Consider the following 20,910-nt stretch of genomic DNA (forward strand, 5'->3'; position numbering starts at 1 on the left):
CGGCTTCAGGCGAGGTCGAGGACGATCCGGCCCTCGATGTCGCCATGATGCATGCGGGAGAAGACGTCGTTGATGTTCTCCAGCTTGTCTGCATGGACCGTGGCCTTGACCTTGCCCTCGCCGGCGAACGCCAGTGCCTCGAGCAGATCGAGCCGCGTGCCGACGATCGAGCCGCGCACGGTAATGCCGTTCAGCACGGTGTCGAAGATCGACAACGGGAAGTCGCCCGGCGGCAGGCCGTTGAGCGCGACCGTGCCGCCGCGCCGGACCATGCCGAGCGCCTGCTGGAACGCCTTGGGCGAAACGGCGGTCACCAGCGCCCCGTGCGCGCCGCCAATGGCTTTCTTGAGCGCTGCCGAAGGGTCCTCGTTGCGCGCGTTGACCGTCAGTGTGGCGCCAAGGCGTGTAGCGAGGTCGAGCTTGCTATCGTCGATGTCGACCGCGGCCACATTGAGACCCATGGCTCGGGCATATTGCACCGCCATGTGGCCGAGCCCGCCAATGCCGGAGACGACCACCCACTCGCCGGGTCGGGCCTCGGTGGCCTTCAATCCCTTGTAGACGGTGACGCCCGCGCAGAGGATCGGCGCAATGTCGAGGAAGTCGACATTGTCGGGAAGGTGACCAACATAGTTGGGATCGGCGAGGACATATTCGGCAAAGCTGCCATTGACCGAATAGCCGGTGTTCTGCTGTTCGTGGCAAAGCGTCTCCCAGCCACCCAGGCAATGCACGCAGTGCCCGCAGGCGGTGTAGAGCCAGGGCACACCGACCCGGTCGCCTTCCTTCACATGGGTGACGCCGGCACCAATGGCGGCGACATGCCCGACGCCCTCATGGCCAGGAATGAAGGGCGGGTTGGGCTTGACCGGCCAGTCCCCTTCTGCCGCGTGCAGGTCGGTATGGCACACGCCGGTTGCCGCAATCTTGACCAGGACCTGCCCGGGGCCGACCGTCGGGATCGGCGCGTCCTCGATGACCAGGGGCTTGCCAAATTCGCGGACGACCGCCGCCTTCATGGTTTTCGCCATGTCCGTTTCTCCTTTTAAGCGGGGGGTCAGAATAGGCCGAGCGCGTGCTCGTCATAGGAGACGAGCAGATTCTTGGTCTGCTGATAATGATCGAGCATCATCCGGTGGTTTTCACGCCCGAAGCCCGATGCCTTGTATCCGCCGAAGGCGGCATGGGCGGGGTACTGATGATAGCAGTTGGTCCAGACCCGCCCGGCCTCGATCGCGCGGCCGAGCCGGTAGGCGGTGTTGCCGCTCCGGGTCCAGACGCCCGCGCCAAGACCGTAGGCGGTGTCATTGGCAAGTGCGATCGCCTCCTCGACCGTCTTGAACGTGGTGACCGACAGGACGGGACCGAAGATCTCCTCCTGGAAGATGCGCATGTGGTTCTGACCCACGAACACGGTCGGCTGCACGAAATAGCCCTGGTCGAGCGCACCGCCCGGCAGCGCCCTGGCGCCACCGACCAGACACTGCGCGCCCTCGGCCTTGCCGATATCGATATAGCCCAGGATCTTGTGGAGCTGGTCCTCCGACGCCTGCGCGCCGACCTGGACCGACGGGTCGAGCGGATCGCCCTGGCGGATCGCGGCGACGCGCGCCACGGCGCGCTCGATGAAGCGGTCGAAGATCGACTCATGGATCAGGGCGCGCGACGGGCAGGTACAGACCTCGCCCTTGTTGAAGGCGAACAAAGTAAAGCCTTCGAGCGCCTTGTCGAAGAAGGCATCGTCCTCGTCGAGCACGTCCGCCATGAAGATGTTGGGCGACTTGCCGCCAAGCTCCATCGTCTGGGGGATCAGATGGTCCGCCGCGGCGTGCATGATCTGCTTGCCGGTGACGGTCTCGCCGGTGAACGAGACCTTGGCGATGCGCGGATTGGCGGCGATCGCCTGGCCAACGGTCCGTCCCGGGCCGGTAACGACATTGAGCACGCCGGGCGGCAGGATGTCGGCGGTGAGCTCGGCGAACATCAGCAAGGTGAGCGGCGTCTGGGATGCGGGTTTGATGACGGTGCAGTTGCCCGCCGCCAGCGCCGGGGCGATCTTCCACGCCGCCATCAGCAGCGGGAAGTTCCACGGGATGATCTGGCCGACGACGCCGAGCGGCTCGCGGAAATGATAGGCCATGGTGTCCGCATCGATCGTCGAGATGCCGCCTTCCTCCGCCCGGATGCAGCCGGCGAAGTAGCGGAAATGGTCGATCGCGAGCGGCACGTCGGCAGCGCGCGTCTCGCGGATCGGCTTGCCATTGTCGATCGTCTCGGCAAGTGCCAGCAACTCCAGATTGTCTTCGAGCCGGTCGGCGACGCGATTGAGAATCCTGGCGCGTTCGGCGGGCGCGATCCTTGCCCATTGATCCTTGGCGGCGTGCGCCGCATCGAGCGCGCGCTCGACATCTTCCGGCGTCGACAGCGCGAACTCTGCGATCTGGGCGCCATTGATCGGGCTCGTGTCGGCGAAATACTCGCCGCCCGCAGGAGCGCTCCAGCGGCCTCCGATGAAATTATCATAGCGGTGTCGGAAGGAGGCCGCCGCGTTAATGGTCCCGATCGCCTTCTCGAACATAACCTGACTCCATCTCTATCGATGGCCTGACGGAGTAATCTCTTTGCCCGGGTGGCCTATAAGTAAGTTCCGCAGAAGGTAGTCTGGTATCGGGGTCGCGGGCTTGAGGGTCAGACACGCCAACAGAGCCGATGACTATTCATCGACTCCTGAACGTATTCGCGCACGCCTGATCGGAATTATGCCGAGACAGGCGTTACTCGGCCGAGTCTTCTTTTGGCGAGGGCGGCGCTTGGCATTCCAATTCTGGCGTTACGCCCGGACGCGCTTTAGGCTCACCCAATCGCCTTTCTGAAGCGTCCCGTCCCTCACGCGGAAATGAGCATAATGGTCGTCGAAAATCTGGTCGACTTCGACATGACCGACAAGACGGCGGTGGCGCGGCGTTGCGTGATAGACTTCGAGTATCTGCCCGATGTGCGCGCCATCGGCCTTACCCAGGCAGGCCACTGTGCCGCCCGCATCCATACGGACGATCTTGCCGCGCATGAACAAGCTATGGCCGATACCCTGTGCGAGGAGCGGCGTGCTGCCAAAGAGCAGAAGCCAACAGCAGCACCGACGCCAAGATGTTTTCGCATCGCTGTTTCCTCTGTCAAGTCAGACGCTCGGACCCGGTTTTGAAAGCTGGGAGCACGGGGCGACGCTGGGCATCGTCAAAGAACTGGCCCGCCGCGGGGGAACGGCGGGCCCTCAGCCCCTGGGGTCTGTTCTCGGGGCTGGAAACCTCACATGTCGCTCATCGGCTTGTCGGCCATGGGCTTGGCGGTCTTCTTCTTCGCCGCCGGCTTGGCCTTCTTCATCGGCATCTTGCAGCAGCCACTCTTCGCCTTACCGGCCATGCCCGAGCCGTTCGATGCAGGCGAGCCGCCGGACATGCCGGCCATCCCCGACATGCCCTGTTGATCCTGCTGGGCCGGTTGCCCCTGCTGCTTCTGCGCGCCGGCCTGATGATCCTTCATCATCTGATCGTGCATCTGCTGCCCGCCATGATCCATGCCCTGCTGGTGGGCATGGGCCGGCGCAGCCTGCGCGGGCGCGGGCGTCGACTGGGCGAGAGCGGTGCCGGCGGCGAAGGTTAGCGTCGCGAAGAGGCTGACGGGCGCCGCGAGAAATGTCGTCTGTCGCATTGAGGGTCTCCGAGTGTTCTTCCTGTTGCCCGATCGACGTTCCGATCCCGGCAATTCCGAAGCTTCAATGCTGCTAGCGAGACGCTGTCTGTATACGTAAGTTACGAATCGAAATCCGATCGGCCGTGTGCCTGCTGGAGCAGGCGCGTAAAATGATGATCCGGGATCGATCAAAAATGTGACCCGGCCTGGTTTTCTCGTCCTGAGACCGGCCAGAAAAGCGATTGGCCCGCCGTGGGAACGGCGGACCAAGGCTTCGGTTGAAAGCGGCCATGATCTTGTCCGTCAACCTTGTCGTCTGATGGAATGATGGCAGGGTCAGCAACCACCGTCCGACCTGTGTGACATGCCGGAGGCGCCGTCCTGGTCCTGCGAATCCCGCATCGCCATTCGATGGCCCTGCATCATCTGGCCGTGCATCTGCTCCTTACCGTGAGCCATGCCCTGCATGTGGGCAGGATCGGGCTGGGCAGGCGCCGGCCTGGCCTTGAGGGTCTCCTCAAGATCGGGCATGCCCGGCGGCATCCCGTCCGCCAGCACCGGTCCGGCACTGACGGCGAGGAAGCCGAGAGCTGCGAGCGAAGCGATCATTGCCGTCTTCTTGCGCAAGTATCCATTCCTTCAAGTCTGGGTTTCCCGTTCGATCGAGCATATGCCCGGTCGATTGTCGCCCCTTCCGGAGCTTGCCCGTGAAATGGTGTCACCTTCCGCCTTGCTGTATACGTAATGTGCGAAGTCCGTCTCTGAGATGGCCATAAATTATCGCACTGGCATCGTTGTTGTGCCGATGTGTAACTATGGTTCGGACTCGAGAGCAGGACAGGTCGGCAACAGTGACTAATCCATGGCGGCCAGCAGACGCTCGAGAGGAATAGTGGCAAAAGTGGTGAAGCTGTCAGCAATGGCATAAGGCAGTACCAGCACCCGATTATGTACCATCGCGCCGCAGCTGTAGGCTACGTTTGGCACATAACCTTCGCGCTCATCCATGTCCGACCGCAAAAGCGGTAGCTTCGTCCGCGCCAGCAGCTTCGAGGGATCGTCACGGTCCAGCAGGCACGCCCCGATGCAATAGTTCCGAACGGCGCCGACTCCATGAGTTACGACCAGCCAGCCTTCGTCGATCTCGATCGGCGATCCGCAATTACCGATCTGGACAAACTCCCAAGGCCAGCGAGGTTCGATGGCTTTCGCTCCGCCACTCCAGTCGTGAATGTCCGCGGACGTCAGGAACCAGATATTTTCGTTATCCTCGCGCCCAAGCATGGCAAAGTGCCCGGCAATGCGTCGGGGGAAAAGCGCCATGCCCTTGCTACCGGTGGCATCCCCACGCAGCGGTCTGAGTTCGAATGTCCGGAAGTCCGGCGTGGACAACAACTCCTGCCGGACGGACTGGCCGCTAAATGCCGTATATGTACCGAAATAGGTGGCTCGGCCATCGTCGTCCAGGAAGCGGACCAAGCGAAGGTCTTCGATGCCACCACGCTGGCTGGGGGTTGTCGGAAAGATCACGATCTCCGAGAGATCGTGGCTGCCATCGCACTTGATCCGAATGCCCGCGTCCGGCCCGTCCTCGCCGGAGATGTTTTCAGTCTCCAGCACGAGCGGCATGGGGCTCGGAGGATTGATTGCTATGGTTCCGTCCGCGGCGCAAAACCCGGTGCGAAAGGTGACGGAGGAGATATGCCCCTCGCCCACGCCTCGCAGGGAAAGAATGAATCGGAGAGAGTTTTCAGGTACAGCAGACTGATCAGGATGCAGGACGATGCTCGGATTGAAAAGCGCTGCTGCCTCATAGGAATATTCGTTGCAAAAATGGGCACCGATCAAGAGCGCCTGTTCATGGGTGACCTCGCAATCACAGACGATGATGCCATCAACCTCGTGGAACCGCCGCAAAAACAGGGACGGAACCTCACGATGCCTTCCCGAGAAATCATCAAGAATGCGTTGCAACTCATCGTGGAGCGATGCTGGGTCGAGCGCCAGGACGCGGTCGGCGATGCGCTGCGCACGTGGCTGATCCGGTACCGCATATTTATAGGTTTCCGTCGACGGCATATAGGGTCTGATCACTACCCTTGCTGGATTGGGGCGGAGCAATTCGGGTAGCCGGTTGACAAATTCGGCGGTTGACACTGACTTCTCCAATACAGATCGACCGTGGAGCGTTCACGCAATCGTAAAGATGGTGCTCGGCATTACCCGACTATCGGGTGGCGGCACGGAAGGCTCCGGCGATGGCGGGTGCGATGATTTCCGCCGTTGCCGGATACTCGGACTTTGTGCCACGTGCCATGATCGCTGTCCTGGCGTAGTTGTCGGACACACAAGCTGTGACCGGGGGCTCTGGCCTGAACGTGACTATGTGGGGCACGTGCGAAGCGCGCCGCTCAGCTCGACATGTCCGCCATCGTTCGGCAGCTCGCCGCGCATTTCTTGCAGGTGGCCGAGCAACGCGCGATCCGCTGGTCCGCGCTATGGCGTCCGCATTCCTCGGCGCAGCGCTCGCAAGCGTCGGCGCAGGCGCGGCAGACGATGCGGTGCAGGGCAGATTCCCGCAGCATCGAGTTGGCGGTCGCCTGGCACAGTTCCGCACAGTCGTTCAGCATGGCGATCAGCGACGCCGTAGCTGACGCGCCGCCTTGCTTCGTCAGCCAAGCGGCGGTTTCCAGGCACATGCGGTGCGAAGCCACGCAATCGTCGATGCAGTCCGTCATCGACATCGCCATCCCTTCCATTCGATGCTGCTGCGCCGCCGCCGGCACAGCCAGCGTTCCGGCGGCGGCAAGGCCGGCGCCGGCCATCAGCAATTCGCGTCTCTCGATCATCATGCACCTCCCATCTGCTATCCCTTGAGCGCTGTGCCGCATCCGGCGGCCTCAGCCGTCGCAGGCGACCCATCCGACGCCGCACGCGCCTTCTCCCGCGCCATCCGGGTTTCCTCCCAGGGCCAGTGGCCGTTGATCTCGACCCCGAGCGAGATGCTCAGGAAGGTCCGCACCAGCACCAGCCCGGCCAGAACGATGAGATCGTCGAGCGTTGGGTTGATCACCAGCGACTTGACGATGTCGCCGGCGACCAGAAATTCCAGGCCGAGCAGGATGCTGCGGCCGAGCGCCGAGCGGAACGCGCTATAGGCCTCGGTTCGGTCGCCCGCCCTCGCCCGCCGCGCAAACAGAAAGGTTGCGAGCCCCGCGCCGACCAGGATGGTCAGCGTGCCCGCCAGTTCCAGGCCGATCACCGCGAGCCGGAAGAAGGCGCTCAGCCAGTCGGCCTCAATGGTGATCATACCAGCCTCGCTTGCGGATATTGTTGAAGCTGTCGGTGGCGTGACAGGCATAGCATTGGTCGACGCGCGCCTTCGATCCGGCTGCGCGCTGCGAGACCATGCTGAAATGCTCCATGAAGTGACTCGGCGGCGCCTTGTGGCACTCGGCGCACTGCGTCGAATTGACCGATGGATGGCGGTAATTGGCGATCTTCCAGCTGTCGGTCTTGTGGCAGCTCGCGCAGTCGGTGCCGAACAGGCCCTGGTGCGGATCGCGGAACGCATGGCAGCTCGCGCAATTGAGCGCGGTCTCGGGGGTCAGGCTTCGAGTGTTTGTCGACATGCCCGCCAAAGGCTGCCGCCACTTCGCCATGTCGAGCAACGCGGCGTGATCCATGCGGATGATGCCGCGCTCTCCCTCATGTTCGACGTGGCAGGAGGTGCACTGCGTCGCTTTCGCGTGGAACTGCGTCGACTGCTTCGTCCCGAAATCGGTGCCCGCATGGCAGGTGAGACAGGTCCGGGTTTCGACGCCCTTGCCCGGCGTGTGGCAGGCCGTGCATTGGCCGGCAAAGGACTGGTGCGCGCTCGAGAGCGGGCCGGGCGAGACGAGCTGCGCCACCAGGCCGGCATCCCTCGGCGCGTCCGATCGCATCCGGATCGCGACCGCGGCGACCATCACCAGCAGGGCTGCGATGAAGACGGCGTAGGAAAGACGCTGCCAGCTCATAGCCAGCGCAGCCCGTAATAGATCGCCGCGCCGACGTGGAGCGCGAGCAGCGCGAAGATGAGACAGCCCAGCAGGATGTGCAGGAACCGCCACCGCGCGAACAGGGTGTTGGTTGCCTCTTCGGCACGGATCGCGAATTCGGTATCGGCCAGCGCTGCGGCGATCCCCGCCTTGTCCTGGGGGCGCTGGCCCGCGGACGCATCCCCGGCGACGAACAGATAGCGCTTCCAGCCCGACAGCGGCGGGGCTGCGGTATCGGCCTGCGTCGGCGCCGCCGGCTCCTCGAGGAAGGCGGCGCGAAGCGAGGCCAGTTCTGACCTGCGTCCGCGCAGCGCCCGACCAAGCTGGGCAAGCAGGTAGCGGCCGATGAAGCCGGTGATGACCGTCATCAGCAGGAGGACGGTCAGAAGCAGGCCGACCGGGCTTTCGAGCTTGTGCGCGGCGTGGACCAGACCCAGGATCGGCGCCAGCACGCCGGCATAGACGTGGATGGCGAGCAGGGTTGGCTTGCTGACGACCCGGGAGAGCGCCTTGTCGACCCAGGCGATGTGCTTGGCCGCGACATAAGGAAGCGTCAGCAGCATCAGCACGAGCGCTGCGATCCCGATGATCCCGCCGGCCAGGCTACCCGGAAAGCGGGGCGACACATGCACGAGATAGCCGAACGGGAACAGCAGCAGGAACGCGACCAGCAGGCCCACGGCAATGTCGCTGCGTTCGCGCATCAGGCTTCGACCACGAGCGGCGTGCCCGTCCCCTTCGCCTGGCACGCGAGCACATAGCCTTGCGCCTTGTCGGCGGGCGCAAGGCCGGATTCGACCTCCATCGTCACTTCGCCCTGCAGCAGCTTGACCACGCAGGCGCCGCATGTGCCCGCACGGCATGCATAGGGGATCTCGACGCCCGCGCCCTCGGCCGCCTCCAGCACGGTCTCGTCCGCGGGCAAGGCCGCCGACACCCCCGACACGGAGAAGGTCACCGTGCTCGGCGCCACCTCGGCGCTCGGGGCCGGCTTATCCGCTGGCGGGGGCGCGGGCTTGACCTCGAGATCCTCGTGGTCGGCCGGCAGCGAGGCCGGACCGAACGCCTCGGTGTGCAGCTGCGCTTCGGGGACGCCGAGTTCCGCCAGCACGCCGCGCATCGCGCCCATCATCGCCGGCGGGCCGCACATATGGATGCGCCGGCTCGCGATCTCCGGCACCGCGGCCAGGATCATCTCGCGCGTGATCGGCCCTTCGGGGCCCATCCAGACGGTGCCGGGCGCGCGCTGCATCGCGGCGACGACATGGAGGTTGGGAAAACGGCGTTCGAGCCGCTCGAGCTCGTCGCGGAACACGAATTCCTCGGTCGACCGTGCGCCGTAGAAGAAGAAGATATCACCCTTCCACGCGGTGTCGGTGAGATAGCGCAGCACCGACATCATCGGGGTGATGCCGACCCCGCCCGCGATCAGCACGATGCTCTGGGCATCCGTTCCCGTGAAGGTGAAGGCGCCGAACGGTCCGCTGACCTTCAGCAGATCGTCGGCGACGACCTTGTCGTGCAGGTATCGCGAGACCACGCCCTGCTCCTCGCGCTTGACCGTCAGTTCGACATAGGCCCGCTGGGTCGGCGAAGAGGCGATCGTGTAGGAACGGCGCGCGGTCTTGCCCGCTTCGGGCTCTACCTCGACCTGCAGGAACTGGCCCGGCAGGAAGTCGAACGGCAGCCGGTCGGCGGTCGGGTCCGCGAGCCGGAAGGTCAGCACGCTCGGCGTCTCTCGCACGATCTGGACCACGCGCAGCTGCCCCGCCCAGCTTTTGGGCTTGCGCAGCGACGCCCCAGCGGGTGCGGCCGCATTGCTCGGCGCGAGCCCGGCGCTGTCGGCAACGGGTGCAGGCGCGGGCGCAACCCTGGTAGCGGGAGGGGCAGCCTTCGGCTCCGGCTTTGCTGGAACCTTGGCGGTGGCGACACCGCCGGCGATCGCCCCGATCCGCCGCAGGCGGAAGATCTGCAGCGCGATAAGCGTGGCGCTCACCAGCCCCAGGAACAGCATGAGAAGGAGGTGCGAGGGCGAGATGCCGAACCAGTGATCGGCATGGCCGGGCGCGGCCTGGTCGATGTCGAGCTGATCGCGCAGCCAGGCAAGCCCGACCTCCCGGGGCGGCTGCAAGCCCCCGATCGCGCCCTGCGCGGCGGTGCCGGAGCGGAACAGGTCGGTTCCCTCGCGCAGGCGCCGCGCCGCATCGAGCCGGGCCGAGACCGTGGTCGCACGCGCGCCGTCGGCCGAGGCGGCGTTGATCATCGCCAGACCCGTGCTTACCCGTTCGCCGGCCTGCGCAGCGACCCGCTGCCTTGCCGCTTCGTCAAGCGCGGGAAAGGCGAGCAGCTGCGAGATGAAGCCGGTCCGGCGCGATTCGTGGCCGTGCTCATTCTCCCCTTCCCCATTGATCATGCGATCCATCATGGGGTTCATCATCTTCGCCATGTCCGACGACCCCGGCTCTGCCGGTGCGGACATGCCCCCGCCGGCCGGCATGCCTGCGCCATGATGCGCGGCATGATCCTCGCCCTCCTGCGCGCCCGCGCTCGCGGACAGGCTGAGAGCGATTGCGCAGCCGAGGCTCAAGCGTCGAAGGCTGATCCGCCTGGACATCCTCATCCCCTTAGTGTGCGAGCCTACATATCCTTCATCGGCATCGCCGCATTGCCCGGCGCGGGATCGGGTGCCGGCGCGGTCTGGTTGCCGGCCCCGGCGCGCATCGCGTCATGGTCCATCGCCTGACGGTGATGCCGCTCCATCTCGGCCTGGTTGCTCATCGCGTCCATCGGCGCCGCGTCTGCAGCGTTGCCGCTGTCGGTCAGGACCGGGGTGGCGGCGACGCTGTTCGCCGCGGGCGGCACCGTCTGGTCGGCCTGGCGGTCGCAGCCCGAAAGCGCGAGCGCCAGCAACAGGCTTCCGCCGACAAGTGGAAGGGCTTTCTTCGCATGGTCGATCATGGCTTTGCTCCTTGGCTTGAAAACTGTGTCCGGGCGCCATCCCTGGCGTCCGGACCGGCTCATTGCGCGCTGCGCAGAATCTGGAGACACCGGTCGTGCGAGAGGTTCATCGGGTTGCGCCCCTGCCCCTTCATCTCGCCATGATCATGCGGCGTCTGGAGACCCATATTGCCCTCCATCGCCCGGCAACTCTCGACCTGCGCCGAGGTCGGCCGCGTGGTCACACAGGCGCCTAGAAGCAGCGCCGGCGTGAGGACGGCGATCAAACGCATTTTCTTCATGACAAAACCCCTTTCGCTCGTGGTGATCGTTCGTCCTGCGCTGCCTGATGTTTCTTGTTATGCTGCTGGTCTTTCCGCCGCGCCGTCAGGAAGGCGAGGATCGGGCAATCGGAGACCGGCACTTCGCCCGGGCATTCGTCGGCGAGCATCCGCAGCATGTCGCGGATATCCGACAGGCGCTCGAGCCGGGCTTCGGCGTCCGCGATCTTGGCAAGCGTGATATCGAGCACGGCCTGGGCATGCGCGGTGTCCGACGCCCTGAGCGCCAGCAGCTGCCGGGCCTGTTCGAGTGTGAAACCAAGCTCCTGCGCCGAGCGGATGAAATTGACGCGCTCGAGGTCGGTCGCGTCGTAGAGCCTGTAGCCCGCTGCCGTGCGCGCGGGCTCGCGCAGCAGGCCCATCCGCTCATAATAGCGGATCGTATCCCGCCCCACGCCTGCGGCCGCGGCCAGTTCGCCGATCTTGAAATTGCCCATGTCATCCGCTCGATCATGCCGGTTGGACCATGGTCCAGGGTCAAGCGGTTTCGCTTTGACCCCGAACGGTCTCCTCGTCGCCGGCGGCCCGCTGCCCCGACGCGTCGCAGGGCAGCCCGTGCCGCCGGGCCACCGGCTTGTCAGTTCTTGCGAAGCTCGACGATGTCGTGCCTGGCAGGCGTGCCGTCGGCGACGGACACGTGCGCGAAGTGATCGTCAAAGATATGGTCGATCGTCACATGGCCGACGAGCTGGCGGTGATAGGTCGGCGCCACGCCCTTGGACGGACCCGGATGGGTCACGACGCGATAGACCTCGAGCTTCTGGCCGACCTCGGCGCCATCGGCCTTGCCGATGCAGACGACCGTGCCGTTGCTGCCCGTGTCGACGATCGAGCCGCGCATGAACAGGCTGTGCCCGATGCCCTGGGCCATAGCGGGGACGGCAGCAAGCATCGAAATGCCGGCAAGCGCGACCATGAGAGTTTTTCTGACCATATTCACCTCCTTGGATGGTAAGCCACCGCCCGGACTTTGCCGAGGGGAAGAGCGTCTCTTCAGGCTTGGGACTACGGTCCCGGGTCCAGCCTCGATATACGTAGAGGCCGCAGCCGATCTTCTTCCCCGGGCCGGATCTTTATTGACGCGGAGTTGACGGAATCAGCCGTCAGCACTTCAAAATCCGCGCGGCGCGAGACTTTGGTTGGCTGCGCCCGCGAAACCCGCTAGATATCGAGGCCCGTGAAACGCCTGCTCGCCCTCCTGCTCGTCATCGGAGCGCTGTCCGGTCTCTTCGGAGCCCAGATGGCGGCCGCGCACAGCGTGCCGCAGGCGGCAGGCGCGCCGCTGGCCAAGGGCATGGATGCGGACTGCATGGCGATGATGGCCAAGCAGCAGCCTGCGCCCAGCGAAAAGCCCTGCAAGGGCCTGACGCTCGATTGCATCGCCGCGATGGGGTGCGTGATCCCGCTGGTCGCAGCGGACCTGGCAGGCGGCGTTGCGCCTGCGCGTCTCTACGACGCGCCCAGCTTCTGGACGACCGACACGATATTGACCGGCAAGGCGGTTGCGCCCGAGCCGGATCCTCCCACCAGCCTTGCCTGATTGAACGAGCACGGGCTGCGCGCATCGATCGATGCGTGCGCGCCCGGTTTCCTTCTTTTCAGTCAAAGGTTTTCGTGATGATCAAACTGCTTCCGGCCGCCCTTGTGGCGGCCCTCAGTCTCGCCGCGCCTGCGCTTGCAACCGACGCGAGCCGCACGCCGCAAGGCCATTGGGAATGGCGGTCGGCGCCGCAATATGGTCCGCGGGCGACTGGCCCTGCGCGTGTCCGCATATGGGTGCCCGACAGCCGGGACATGGCCAGCTGCGATTGCGCGATGATGCAGGCAAGCGCCGCCGACTGCATGCGCGGCGCAGTCAGGTCGGACAAGGGCTAAACCCGCTCCGGAGCGGCGCGTCACATCTTGGCGCGCCGCATCTGTCATGAGGGGATGATATCCATGATCATGATGCCGAGGCGCGCTGTGCGACGCCTGTTGCTCTCTATCGGTGCGACGCTTGCGAGCGCCTGGGCCGTGCCGGTGTCGGCCGGCCCGCTCACCTACGAGCAGGCCGTGAGGCTCGCTGCCGCCAACGCGCCAAGCCTCAAGGCGCGCGCGGCGGCGACAGCCGGCGCCCGCTCTTCGGCGGTCGCGGCCGATCGCCTGCCCGATCCGACGCTCGACCTGGGCCTGCAGAACTTCCCGGTGAGCGGCCCCAATGCCGGCAGCTTCACGCGCGACGATTTCACTATGGCGACGATCGGGTTCAGCCAGACCTTCCCCAATCTCGCCAAGCGCCATGCACGCGCCGCGCGCGCCGCGGCCGATATCGGTATCGCCGAGGCGGGCGAGCTGGTCGAAGGCCGCAACGTGCGGCTCGAGACCGCCCTCGCCTGGGTCGATCTCTATTATGGAGAACGCCGGCTCCGGCAGCTCGACCTGCTCGATGCCAGCCTCGACGACCTGCAGAAGACCGTGACCGCACGCCTGGCGTCGGGCAGCGCGCGCCCGAGCCAGGCGCTCGAGCCCGACCAGCTCCGCGCCGCCATCGCCGATCGCCGCGCCGAGATGGCTGCGGTGGTGGCGCAGGCGCGGGCCCGGCTCGCGCGCTATACCGGCGACCCCGACCCGCAGGCGACGGGCGACCCGCCGATGCTCGATGTCGATCCGATCCGGCTACGGGCCGGGATCGATGCGCTTCCCGCCCTGCGCGCGCAGGACGCGCGGATCGCAGTCGCCGAAGCGGACGTGCGTCTCGCGCGCGCCGACAAGCGCCCCGACTGGAAGGTCGGCGTCACCTATGGCCGGCGCGATCCCATGTACGGCGACATGGCCTCGGTCGGCGTGTCGATCGACCTGCCGCTGTTCGCCGGCAAGCGCCAGAACCCCAGGATCGCTGCAAGCGAGAGCCTTGCGCAAGGGGGTCGGTTCGACCGCGAGGCGATCCGCCGCGAGCTGGTGGCGCAGCTCGACGCCGATCTCGCAGACCATGCCATGCATCTCTCCCGGTTGCGCAATGCCCGCGAGACGCTGGTGCCACTCGCCAGGCACCGCGCCGAGCTCGACCGCGACAGCTATGGCGCCGGCAAGCTCGACCTTGGCGCCGCGCTGCTCACGACGCTCGGGCTCGCGGAGGCCGAGGTCGAGGCGCTCAACCGCGAAGCCGACGTCGCGCGCGACGCGGTCCGCATCACTATCACCTATGGGGAGGAGCGGCCATGACGCTCGATAAATCCGCGCTGCGCTGGGGCGCATCGATCCTGGCTGTCGCGCTGCTGGCCGGCGGCACAGGCTATTGGGCTGGCCATCGCCAGGCACCGCAATCGGAGGCGACCACGCCCGCCGGGGCAGGCAAAGTCCTTTACTGGTACGATCCGATGTTCCCCAACCAGAAGTTCGACAAGCCCGGCAAGTCGCCCTTCATGGATATGCAGCTCGTGCCGCGATACGCGGACGGAGGAAGCGCCGGCGCGGCCCCCACGGTCGCCGTCGATCCCGCCGCGCGGCAGAGCCTGGGATTGCGGGTCGTCGCGGCGAAGATGGGCAGCCTTGCCTCGGCCCTCGAGGTCACCGGCACGATCGACTTCAACCAGCGCGACGTCGCCGTCATCCAGGCGCGTTCGGGCGGGTTCGTGAGCCGCGTCTATGCGCGAGCGCCCGGGGACGTGGTCCGCGCCGGCGCGCCGATCGCGGACCTGCTCCTGCCCGAATGGGGCGGCGCGCAGACCGAATATCTGAGCGTCAGGCGGCTCGGCAAGCCCGACCTCACCGCGGCCGCGCGCCAGCGACTGCGGCTGATGGGCATGTCCGACGGCCTCATCGCCAGCGTCGAGCGGAGCGGACGCCCGAACGGCGTGGTGACGATCACGACGCCGATCTCGGGCACGATCCAGACGCTCGACGCCCGTGCCGGCGTGACGCTCGCCATGGGCCAGACGCTCGCCCAGGTAAGCGGGCTCGGCACCGTCTGGCTCAATGCCGCGGTGCCCGAAGCGCGCGCGGGCGATGTCCGGGTCGGCCAGAATGCCAGCACCACGCTGGCGGGCTTCCCCGGCGAGCGCTTCGCCGGCCGGGTGATCGCGATCCTGCCGACCACGCAGGCCGACAGCCGCACGCTCACCGTGCGGATCGAGCTGCCCAACCGGGACGGCCGGTTGCGGCCGGGCATGTTCGCCAGCGTCGCGCTTGGCGGCGATGCCAAGCCGGCGCTGCTGGTGCCGAGCGAAGCGGTGATCCGCACGGGCAGGCGCACGCTCGTCATGCTGGCCGCAGGCGACGGGCGCTATCATCCCGCCGAGGTCCGCATCGGCCGCGAGGCAGGCGGCGAGACCGAGATCCTTGCCGGCCTGTCGCCCGGCGAGAACGTCGTCGTCTCGGGGCAGTTCCTGATCGATTCCGAGGCGAGCCTGTCGGGAATCGAGGCGCGGCCGATCGGCGGCGGTGCGGCATCGGCGACCATCGCCGCGCCGGCGTCGAAAGCCACGCTGTACGAGACGACGGGCAAGATCGAGCGGATCACGGCCAATTCGGTGACGCTCAGCCACGAGCCCGTTCCCGCGCTCGACTGGCCGGCGATGACGATGACCTTCGCGCTCGCCAATCCGGGCATCGCGCGCGGCTTCAAGGCGGGTGACCGGGTCCGGTTCGGGTTCGACCGGCCCCCGGCGGGACCGACGCTGCGGCATATGGCGAAGGTGGCGGGCCAGTGATCGCCCATCTCATCCGCTGGTCGGTGAGGAACCGCTTCTTCGTCGTGCTCGGCATGCTCGCGCTGGTCGGCGCGGGCCTGTGGGCGGTGCGCTCGACCCCGATCGACGCGCTGCCCGATCTTTCCGACGTGCAGGTCGTGATCCGCACTTCCTATCCGGGTCAGGCGCCGCAGATCGTCGAGAACCAGATCACCTATCCGCTCACCACCACCATGCTGTCGGTGCCCGGCGCCAAGACGGTGCGCGGCTATAGCTTCTTCGGCGACAGCTTCGTCTATGTGATCTTCGAGGACGGCACCGATCTCTACTGGGCGCGCAGCCGCGTGCTCGAATATCTCAACCAGGTCCAGGGTCGGTTGCCGGCCAGCGCCCGCAGCGCGCTCGGGCCGGACGCGACCGGGGTCGGCTGGGTCTATGAATATGCGCTGGTCGACCGCACCGGCCGGCACGATCTCTCGCAGCTTCGCGGGTTGCAGGACTGGTTCCTGCGCTACGAGCTGAAGACCGTGACCGGCGTGGCCGAAGTCGCCAGCATCGGCGGCATGGTCAAGCAGTACCAGGTGCTGCTCGATCCGGTGAAGCTCGCGGCCTACGGCGTAACCCACGCCCAGGCAGTGCAGGCGATCAGCCAAGCCAATCAGGAAGCCGGCGGCTCGGTGCTGGAAATGGCCGAGGCCGAATATATGGTCCGCGCCTCGGGCTATCTGAAAACGCTCGACGATTTCCGGGCAATCCCGCTCAAGACTGCGGCGGGCGGCGTGCCCGTCCGGCTCGGCGATGTCGCCACGATCCAGGTCGGCCCCGAGATGCGGCGCGGCATCGCCGAACTGAACGGCGAAGGCGAGGTCGCCGGCGGCGTCGTTATTCTTCGGTCAGGCAAGAACGCCCGTGAGACCATCGCGGCGGTCAAGGACAAGCTCGCCGATCTCAGGAAAAGCCTGCCGCCGGGCGTCGAGGTGGTCACGGTCTATGACCGCTCGCAGCTGATCGATCGCGCGGTCGAGAACCTCACCCGCAAGCTGGTCGAGGAGTTCATCGTCGTCGCATTGGTCTGCGCCCTGTTCCTCTGGCACGTCCGCTCGGCGCTGGTCGCGATCCTGACCTTGCCGCTCGGTGTGCTGGCCGCGTTCGTCGTAATGCGGTTCCAGGGGGTGAACGCCAACATCATGTCGCTGGGCGGCATCGCCATCGCCATCGGCGCGATGGTGGATGCGGCGGTCGTCATGATCGAGAACGCCCACAAGAGGATCGAACGCTGGGAGCAGGATCACCCGGACAGACATCTCGATGGCGAGATGCGCTGGATCGTCGTCACCGAGGCGGCGGCCGAGGTCGGGCCGGCGCTGTTCTTCAGCCTGCTGATCATCACGCTGTCGTTCATTCCGGTCTTCACCCTGGAGGCGCAGGAAGGCCGGCTGTTCGCGCCGCTCGCCTTCACCAAGACCTATGCGATGGGCGCGGCCGCGATCCTGTCGGTGACCCTGGTGCCGATCCTGATGGGATGGCTGATCCGGGGCCGCATTCCGGCCGAGCAGGCCAATCCGGTCAATCGCTGGCTCACCAATATCTACCGGCCCGCGATCGACTGGACGATGAAGCGGCCCAAGGCAGTGCTGCTGATCGCGGCTCTGGTGTTCGCCACCACGGCCTGGCCGCTCAGCCGGCTCGGCGGCGAGTTCATGCCCAATCTCGACGAGGGCGACCTGCTCTACATGCCCTCGGCGCTGCCGGGCCTCTCGGCCGCCAAGGCGAGTGAGCTGCTCCAGCAGACCGACCGCCTGATCAAGACCGTGCCCGAAGTCGAAAGCGTGTTCGGCAAGGCCGGCCGCGCCGAGACCGCGACCGATCCCGCGCCGCTCGAAATGTTCGAGACGACAATCCAATTCAAGCCCCGCGACCAGTGGCGGTCGGGCATGACGCCCGAACGCCTTGTCGACGAGCTCGATCGCCGGGTGAAGCTTCCGGGTCTCGCCAATATCTGGGTGCCGCCGATCCGCAACCGCATCGACATGCTCGCGACGGGCATCAAGAGCCCGATCGGGGTCAAGGTGTCGGGCAGTGACCTCGCCGAGCTCGACCGCATCGCGCATGATGTCGAGACCGTGGCCAGGAGCGTGCCCGGCGTCAGCTCGGCGCTCGCCGAGCGGCTGACCGGCGGACGCTATGTCGATGTCGACATAGACCGCGCCGCCGCCGCGCGGTTCGGGCTCAACATCGCCGACGTCCAGGCCATCGTCTCCGGCGCGATCGGCGGCGAGACGATCGGCGAGACGGTCGAGGGCCTCGCCCGCTATCCGATCAGCGTGCGCTATCCGCGCGAATTGCGCGACAGCCTCGAAAGGCTGCGGGCGCTACCGATCCTGACGCCCGCGGGCCAGCAGATCACCTTGGGCACCGTGGCAAACGTCTCGATCGCCGAGGGACCGCCGATGCTCAAGACCGAGAATGCCCGGCCTTCGACCTGGGTCTACGTCGATGTGCGCGGGCGCGATCTTGCCTCGGTGGTCGGCGATCTGCAGCGTGCGGTGGCGAAACAGGTCAGGCTCTCGCCTGGGGTCAGCATCGCTTACTCTGGCCAGTTCGAATATCTCGAGCGCGCGGTCGACCGCTTGAAGCTGGTCGTGCCCGCGACGCTGCTGATCATCTTCGTGCTGCTCTACCTCATCTTCGGCCGCTTCGACGAGGCGGCGCTGATCATGGGGACGCTGCCGTTTGCGCTGACCGGCGGCATCTGGACGCTTTATCTGCTGGGGTTCAACCAGTCGATCGCCACCGGGGTCGGGTTCATCGCGCTCGCCGGCGTCTCCGCCGAGTTCGGGGTGGTGATGCTGATCTATCTCAAGAACGCGCTGGCCGAGCGCGGCGCACATCCGGACGCTGCCGAGGTCGAGGCCGCCGTGCGCGAAGGCGCGCTGCTGCGCGTCCGTCCCAAGGCGATGACGGTGGCGGTGATCCTGGCCGGCCTGCTGCCGATCCTGCTGGGATCAGGCGCGGGTTCGGAGGTCATGAGCCGGATTGCCGCGCCGATGATCGGCGGCATGCTGACCGCGCCCTTGCTCTCAATGTTCGTCCTGCCCGCCGCCTACCTGCTGTTGCGCCGGCCCAAGACCGATCCCATCCCTCAACCCGTTTCATCATGAAGGAGAAGACGATGAACCATGCACGACTGACCATTGCCCTCGGCCTCGCCGCCCTGACTGCCGCGTGCGGCAAGAAGGCGGAGGCCCCCGTTGCGACTGAGACCAACGAGGCGGCGCCCGCCGCGACCATGAGCGGCGACATGGGCAACATGTCGATGGCGCCTGACGCGAACGCCGCGATCAAGGCCAAGGGCCATGGCACCGTCACCGCGATCGACAAGGCGGCAGGCACGATCACGCTCGATCATGGTCCGATCCCGGAGGCCAAGTGGCCCGCGATGACGATGGCGTTCAAGGCCGCGCCGTCGATCACCGATGCGGTCAAGGTCGGCGACAAGGTCGATTTCGACCTCTCGCTCAAGGGCAGCGATGGCGAGGTCACCGCGATCGCAAAGCAGTGATCCGCTAAGTTCGACCGGAAAAAGCTGGTTGCGTCGCCGCTCCCGGGCGGCGACGCCCGTGCCGGCCGTCTGCCTGGCTGTGCGCCCGGTCGACGGTTGCGACCGGCAACGCCCAATGCCAGCGGCGTTTCCCTGCGCGATCACCGACAATTTGAGCACGCTTCGCGGATCGCACATTGAACGTGCAAGCCGCCCTTGCTCGCGATAGCCTGAACGGCAAGGAGCCCAGTTTAGATGACCCAGCCAGTATGACCTTGTTACCCGCGACACATCATGATCTCGTGAGCGAGCTTGTCCGTCGTTGGCGAGACGATCCCGGCGCCACCTATCGCTCCTGGTTTCTGTGGGACGAACGGCTGAAAAACTTCCGCTCCATCCGTCGCGGGCTGCAGCAGGTGGTCGCAGAAATCGAAAGTGGGCGGTTCGGCGTCGCCTATCGCGGCTCGTCACTGGAAACGGTTGTCCACTCGATCGCCGAACAGCGGCAGATCTTCAAGGGCGCCGACCATGCCTGGCTGTGGAAGCCCAAGCTGCGCATTCCAGACATCTACGAAAGCCCGGACAACCAGCGGGCGTTCGGTCGCCTGCTCGACAATTGCTCGTGCTGCGATACCGCCGAGGAGATCATCAGCCACATCCGCAGCATAGACGCGCTCAAGATCAAGGGGCTGGGGCCGGCGGCGGCCAACCTGCTCTATTTCCTTCACCCGACGCTGGTGCCGCCCTTCAATACCGCGATCGTCAAGGGCTACAATGCCGTCACCGGCGCCAAGGTGAAGCTCGGGTCATGGGATCATTTTCTCGCCATGCGCGCCGGCATCCTCGACCTCAACGACCGTTACCGCGAGTTGCTCTCCAACGATCTCGGCGCGATCGGCGGACTGTTGTTCGACATTGGCTCGGGCCGCTATCCCGCGCCACCGCTGGAGGATGACGCAACGGCGGCCGACGACTGGCTCGGCAGATTGGAACATGCCAGAGCGGAGGCAAGCCGGCTCGACAAGACAGCCGCCGCGCAGGGCGAAACCGATCGCACGCACGCCGAAATCCAGGCCTGGCTGCGCGACCTCGGCCATGCCCTCGGTTACGATGTGTGGATCGCCGCCAATGACCGCGGTCGACTTCACGCTGGCTGCCCGCTTGGACAGGGATGCCTCGAGCGCCTTCCAGACGCCATTGCGACCTCTCCCGGAGCGGACTCGATCCGCCTCATCGACGTGTTGTGGCTGGCGAAGGGTGGCGACGGCGTCGCCGCCGCGTTCGAGGTTGAACATTCGACCTCGATCTACTCGGGGATCGTGCGCATGCTCGATCTGGCGCTGTCGGGGAGCGATCTGCACGCTGCCGCCGGGCTATTCCTGGTCGCACCGAATGCGCGCGAGCAGGACGTTCGCGCGCAACTCCGTCGCCCGGCTTTCAGCCGTATTGCCGATCTCGACTTCGCCTATCTGCCCTATGGCGAGCTGGAGAGAAACAGGGACGCGATCGCTCGTTTTGGAACGGGATTGAAGGCCATCAAGGCGATCTCAAGCCCCCTTCCCTGAAAGGGGGCGTTTGCGGGAGGGGGCGGAATCCTACGCCAAGCTCGCCCAGATAGCCGGCGCGAGATCTTACTTGTTGCTGCCTTCTACGGTCGCGCCAGAAAGGCGACGGCTCAGTTCTATCCGGCGATG

The 20,910-nt window shown here is 66.0% G+C and carries 22 protein-coding genes; 8 read left to right on the forward strand and 14 right to left on the reverse strand.

What is annotated here, in order from left to right; genetic code table 11:
• Positions 1–5: 5 nt before the first annotated feature.
• Positions 6–1,031, reverse strand: a complete 1,026-nt coding sequence (gene adhP / locus CA234_RS13455; protein WP_037447976.1) for an alcohol dehydrogenase AdhP — start codon at positions 1,029–1,031, stop codon at positions 6–8.
• Positions 1,032–1,057: 26 nt separating this feature from the next.
• Positions 1,058–2,578 (reverse strand): aldehyde dehydrogenase family protein, encoded by a 1,521-nt coding sequence (locus CA234_RS13460; RefSeq protein WP_037447974.1) that lies wholly within the window; start codon positions 2,576–2,578, stop codon positions 1,058–1,060.
• Positions 2,579–2,896: 318 nt separating this feature from the next.
• Between CA234_RS13460 and CA234_RS25340 the strand changes: the two genes are divergently transcribed.
• Positions 2,897–3,202, forward strand: a complete 306-nt coding sequence (locus CA234_RS25340; RefSeq protein WP_206431195.1) for a hypothetical protein — start codon at positions 2,897–2,899, stop codon at positions 3,200–3,202.
• Positions 3,203–3,306: 104 nt separating this feature from the next.
• Here the strand turns inward: CA234_RS25340 and CA234_RS24615 are convergent, their stop codons facing one another.
• The 12 genes from CA234_RS24615 to CA234_RS13525 all read right to left on the reverse strand — a co-directional run bounded on the left by CA234_RS24615 (position 3,307) and on the right by CA234_RS13525 (position 11,942).
• Positions 3,307–3,708 (reverse strand): hypothetical protein, encoded by a 402-nt coding sequence (locus CA234_RS24615; RefSeq protein ID WP_015449265.1) that lies wholly within the window; start codon positions 3,706–3,708, stop codon positions 3,307–3,309.
• A 318-nt stretch (positions 3,709–4,026) separates the two neighbouring features.
• Positions 4,027–4,317, reverse strand: coding sequence for a hypothetical protein (locus CA234_RS13475; RefSeq protein ID WP_007406388.1), 291 nt, complete (start codon positions 4,315–4,317; stop codon positions 4,027–4,029).
• 228 nt (positions 4,318–4,545) lie between these two features.
• Positions 4,546–5,769, reverse strand: coding sequence for a glycoside hydrolase family 130 protein (locus tag CA234_RS13480; RefSeq protein ID WP_016743863.1), 1,224 nt, complete (start codon positions 5,767–5,769; stop codon positions 4,546–4,548).
• A gap of 332 nt (positions 5,770–6,101) precedes the next feature.
• A complete protein-coding gene (locus tag CA234_RS13485; protein ID WP_015449267.1) occupies positions 6,102–6,542 on the reverse strand; it encodes a four-helix bundle copper-binding protein in 441 nt (146 codons plus the stop codon).
• A 14-nt stretch (positions 6,543–6,556) separates the two neighbouring features.
• Positions 6,557–7,000 carry a DUF1622 domain-containing protein gene (locus CA234_RS13490; RefSeq protein ID WP_007406411.1) on the reverse strand — a complete coding sequence of 148 codons (444 nt, stop codon included), beginning with the start codon at positions 6,998–7,000 and terminating at the stop codon, positions 6,557–6,559.
• A complete protein-coding gene (locus CA234_RS13495) occupies positions 6,987–7,709 on the reverse strand; it encodes a hypothetical protein (protein ID WP_007406380.1) in 723 nt (240 codons plus the stop codon). The genes CA234_RS13490 and CA234_RS13495 overlap by 14 nt, the downstream gene beginning before the upstream one ends.
• The gene (locus CA234_RS13500; protein ID WP_126001929.1) at positions 7,706–8,434 is read right to left on the reverse strand and encodes a hypothetical protein; all 729 of its coding nucleotides are present in this window, start codon (positions 8,432–8,434) and stop codon (positions 7,706–7,708) included. Before CA234_RS13500 ends, CA234_RS13495 begins: the two co-directional genes overlap by 4 nt.
• On the reverse strand, positions 8,434–10,344 hold the full coding sequence (locus CA234_RS13505; protein WP_030089529.1) for a 2Fe-2S iron-sulfur cluster-binding protein: 1,911 nt from the start codon (positions 10,342–10,344) through the stop codon (positions 8,434–8,436). The genes CA234_RS13500 and CA234_RS13505 overlap by 1 nt, the downstream gene beginning before the upstream one ends.
• Before the next feature lie 23 nt (positions 10,345–10,367).
• The gene (locus CA234_RS13510) at positions 10,368–10,688 is read right to left on the reverse strand and encodes a hypothetical protein (RefSeq protein WP_007406382.1); all 321 of its coding nucleotides are present in this window, start codon (positions 10,686–10,688) and stop codon (positions 10,368–10,370) included.
• 59 nt (positions 10,689–10,747) lie between these two features.
• On the reverse strand, positions 10,748–10,969 hold the full coding sequence (locus CA234_RS13515) for a hypothetical protein (protein ID WP_004212658.1): 222 nt from the start codon (positions 10,967–10,969) through the stop codon (positions 10,748–10,750).
• A complete protein-coding gene (locus CA234_RS13520) occupies positions 10,966–11,445 on the reverse strand; it encodes a heavy metal-responsive transcriptional regulator (RefSeq protein WP_007406417.1) in 480 nt (159 codons plus the stop codon). The genes CA234_RS13515 and CA234_RS13520 overlap by 4 nt, the downstream gene beginning before the upstream one ends.
• A 140-nt stretch (positions 11,446–11,585) precedes the next feature.
• Positions 11,586–11,942 carry a hypothetical protein gene (locus tag CA234_RS13525; RefSeq protein WP_004212653.1) on the reverse strand — a complete coding sequence of 119 codons (357 nt, stop codon included), beginning with the start codon at positions 11,940–11,942 and terminating at the stop codon, positions 11,586–11,588.
• Between the two features lie 243 nt (positions 11,943–12,185).
• Between CA234_RS13525 and CA234_RS13530 the strand changes: the two genes are divergently transcribed.
• The 7 genes from CA234_RS13530 to CA234_RS13560 all read left to right on the forward strand — a co-directional run bounded on the left by CA234_RS13530 (position 12,186) and on the right by CA234_RS13560 (position 20,781).
• The gene (locus tag CA234_RS13530) at positions 12,186–12,548 is read left to right on the forward strand and encodes a hypothetical protein (RefSeq protein ID WP_007406428.1); all 363 of its coding nucleotides are present in this window, start codon (positions 12,186–12,188) and stop codon (positions 12,546–12,548) included.
• 77 nt (positions 12,549–12,625) lie between these two features.
• Positions 12,626–12,883, forward strand: a complete 258-nt coding sequence (locus CA234_RS13535; RefSeq protein ID WP_007683334.1) for a hypothetical protein — start codon at positions 12,626–12,628, stop codon at positions 12,881–12,883.
• Positions 12,884–12,946: 63 nt separating this feature from the next.
• On the forward strand, positions 12,947–14,209 hold the full coding sequence (locus tag CA234_RS13540; RefSeq protein ID WP_013039107.1) for a TolC family protein: 1,263 nt from the start codon (positions 12,947–12,949) through the stop codon (positions 14,207–14,209).
• Positions 14,206–15,696, forward strand: a complete 1,491-nt coding sequence (locus tag CA234_RS13545) for an efflux RND transporter periplasmic adaptor subunit (protein WP_007406384.1) — start codon at positions 14,206–14,208, stop codon at positions 15,694–15,696. Before CA234_RS13540 ends, CA234_RS13545 begins: the two co-directional genes overlap by 4 nt.
• Positions 15,693–18,836: an efflux RND transporter permease subunit gene (locus tag CA234_RS13550; protein ID WP_007406408.1), complete on the forward strand. Its 3,144-nt coding sequence runs from the start codon at positions 15,693–15,695 to the stop codon at positions 18,834–18,836. Before CA234_RS13545 ends, CA234_RS13550 begins: the two co-directional genes overlap by 4 nt.
• 11 nt (positions 18,837–18,847) lie before the next feature.
• On the forward strand, positions 18,848–19,237 hold the full coding sequence (locus CA234_RS13555; protein WP_007683329.1) for a copper-binding protein: 390 nt from the start codon (positions 18,848–18,850) through the stop codon (positions 19,235–19,237).
• 248 nt (positions 19,238–19,485) lie between these two features.
• Positions 19,486–20,781: a hypothetical protein gene (locus CA234_RS13560; protein ID WP_013039108.1), complete on the forward strand. Its 1,296-nt coding sequence runs from the start codon at positions 19,486–19,488 to the stop codon at positions 20,779–20,781.
• The last annotated feature ends 129 nt before the right edge of the window (positions 20,782–20,910 follow it).

This window comes from Sphingomonas sp. ABOLE, assembly GCF_003950455.1.
GTDB lineage: Bacteria > Pseudomonadota > Alphaproteobacteria > Sphingomonadales > Sphingomonadaceae > Sphingomonas > Sphingomonas trueperi.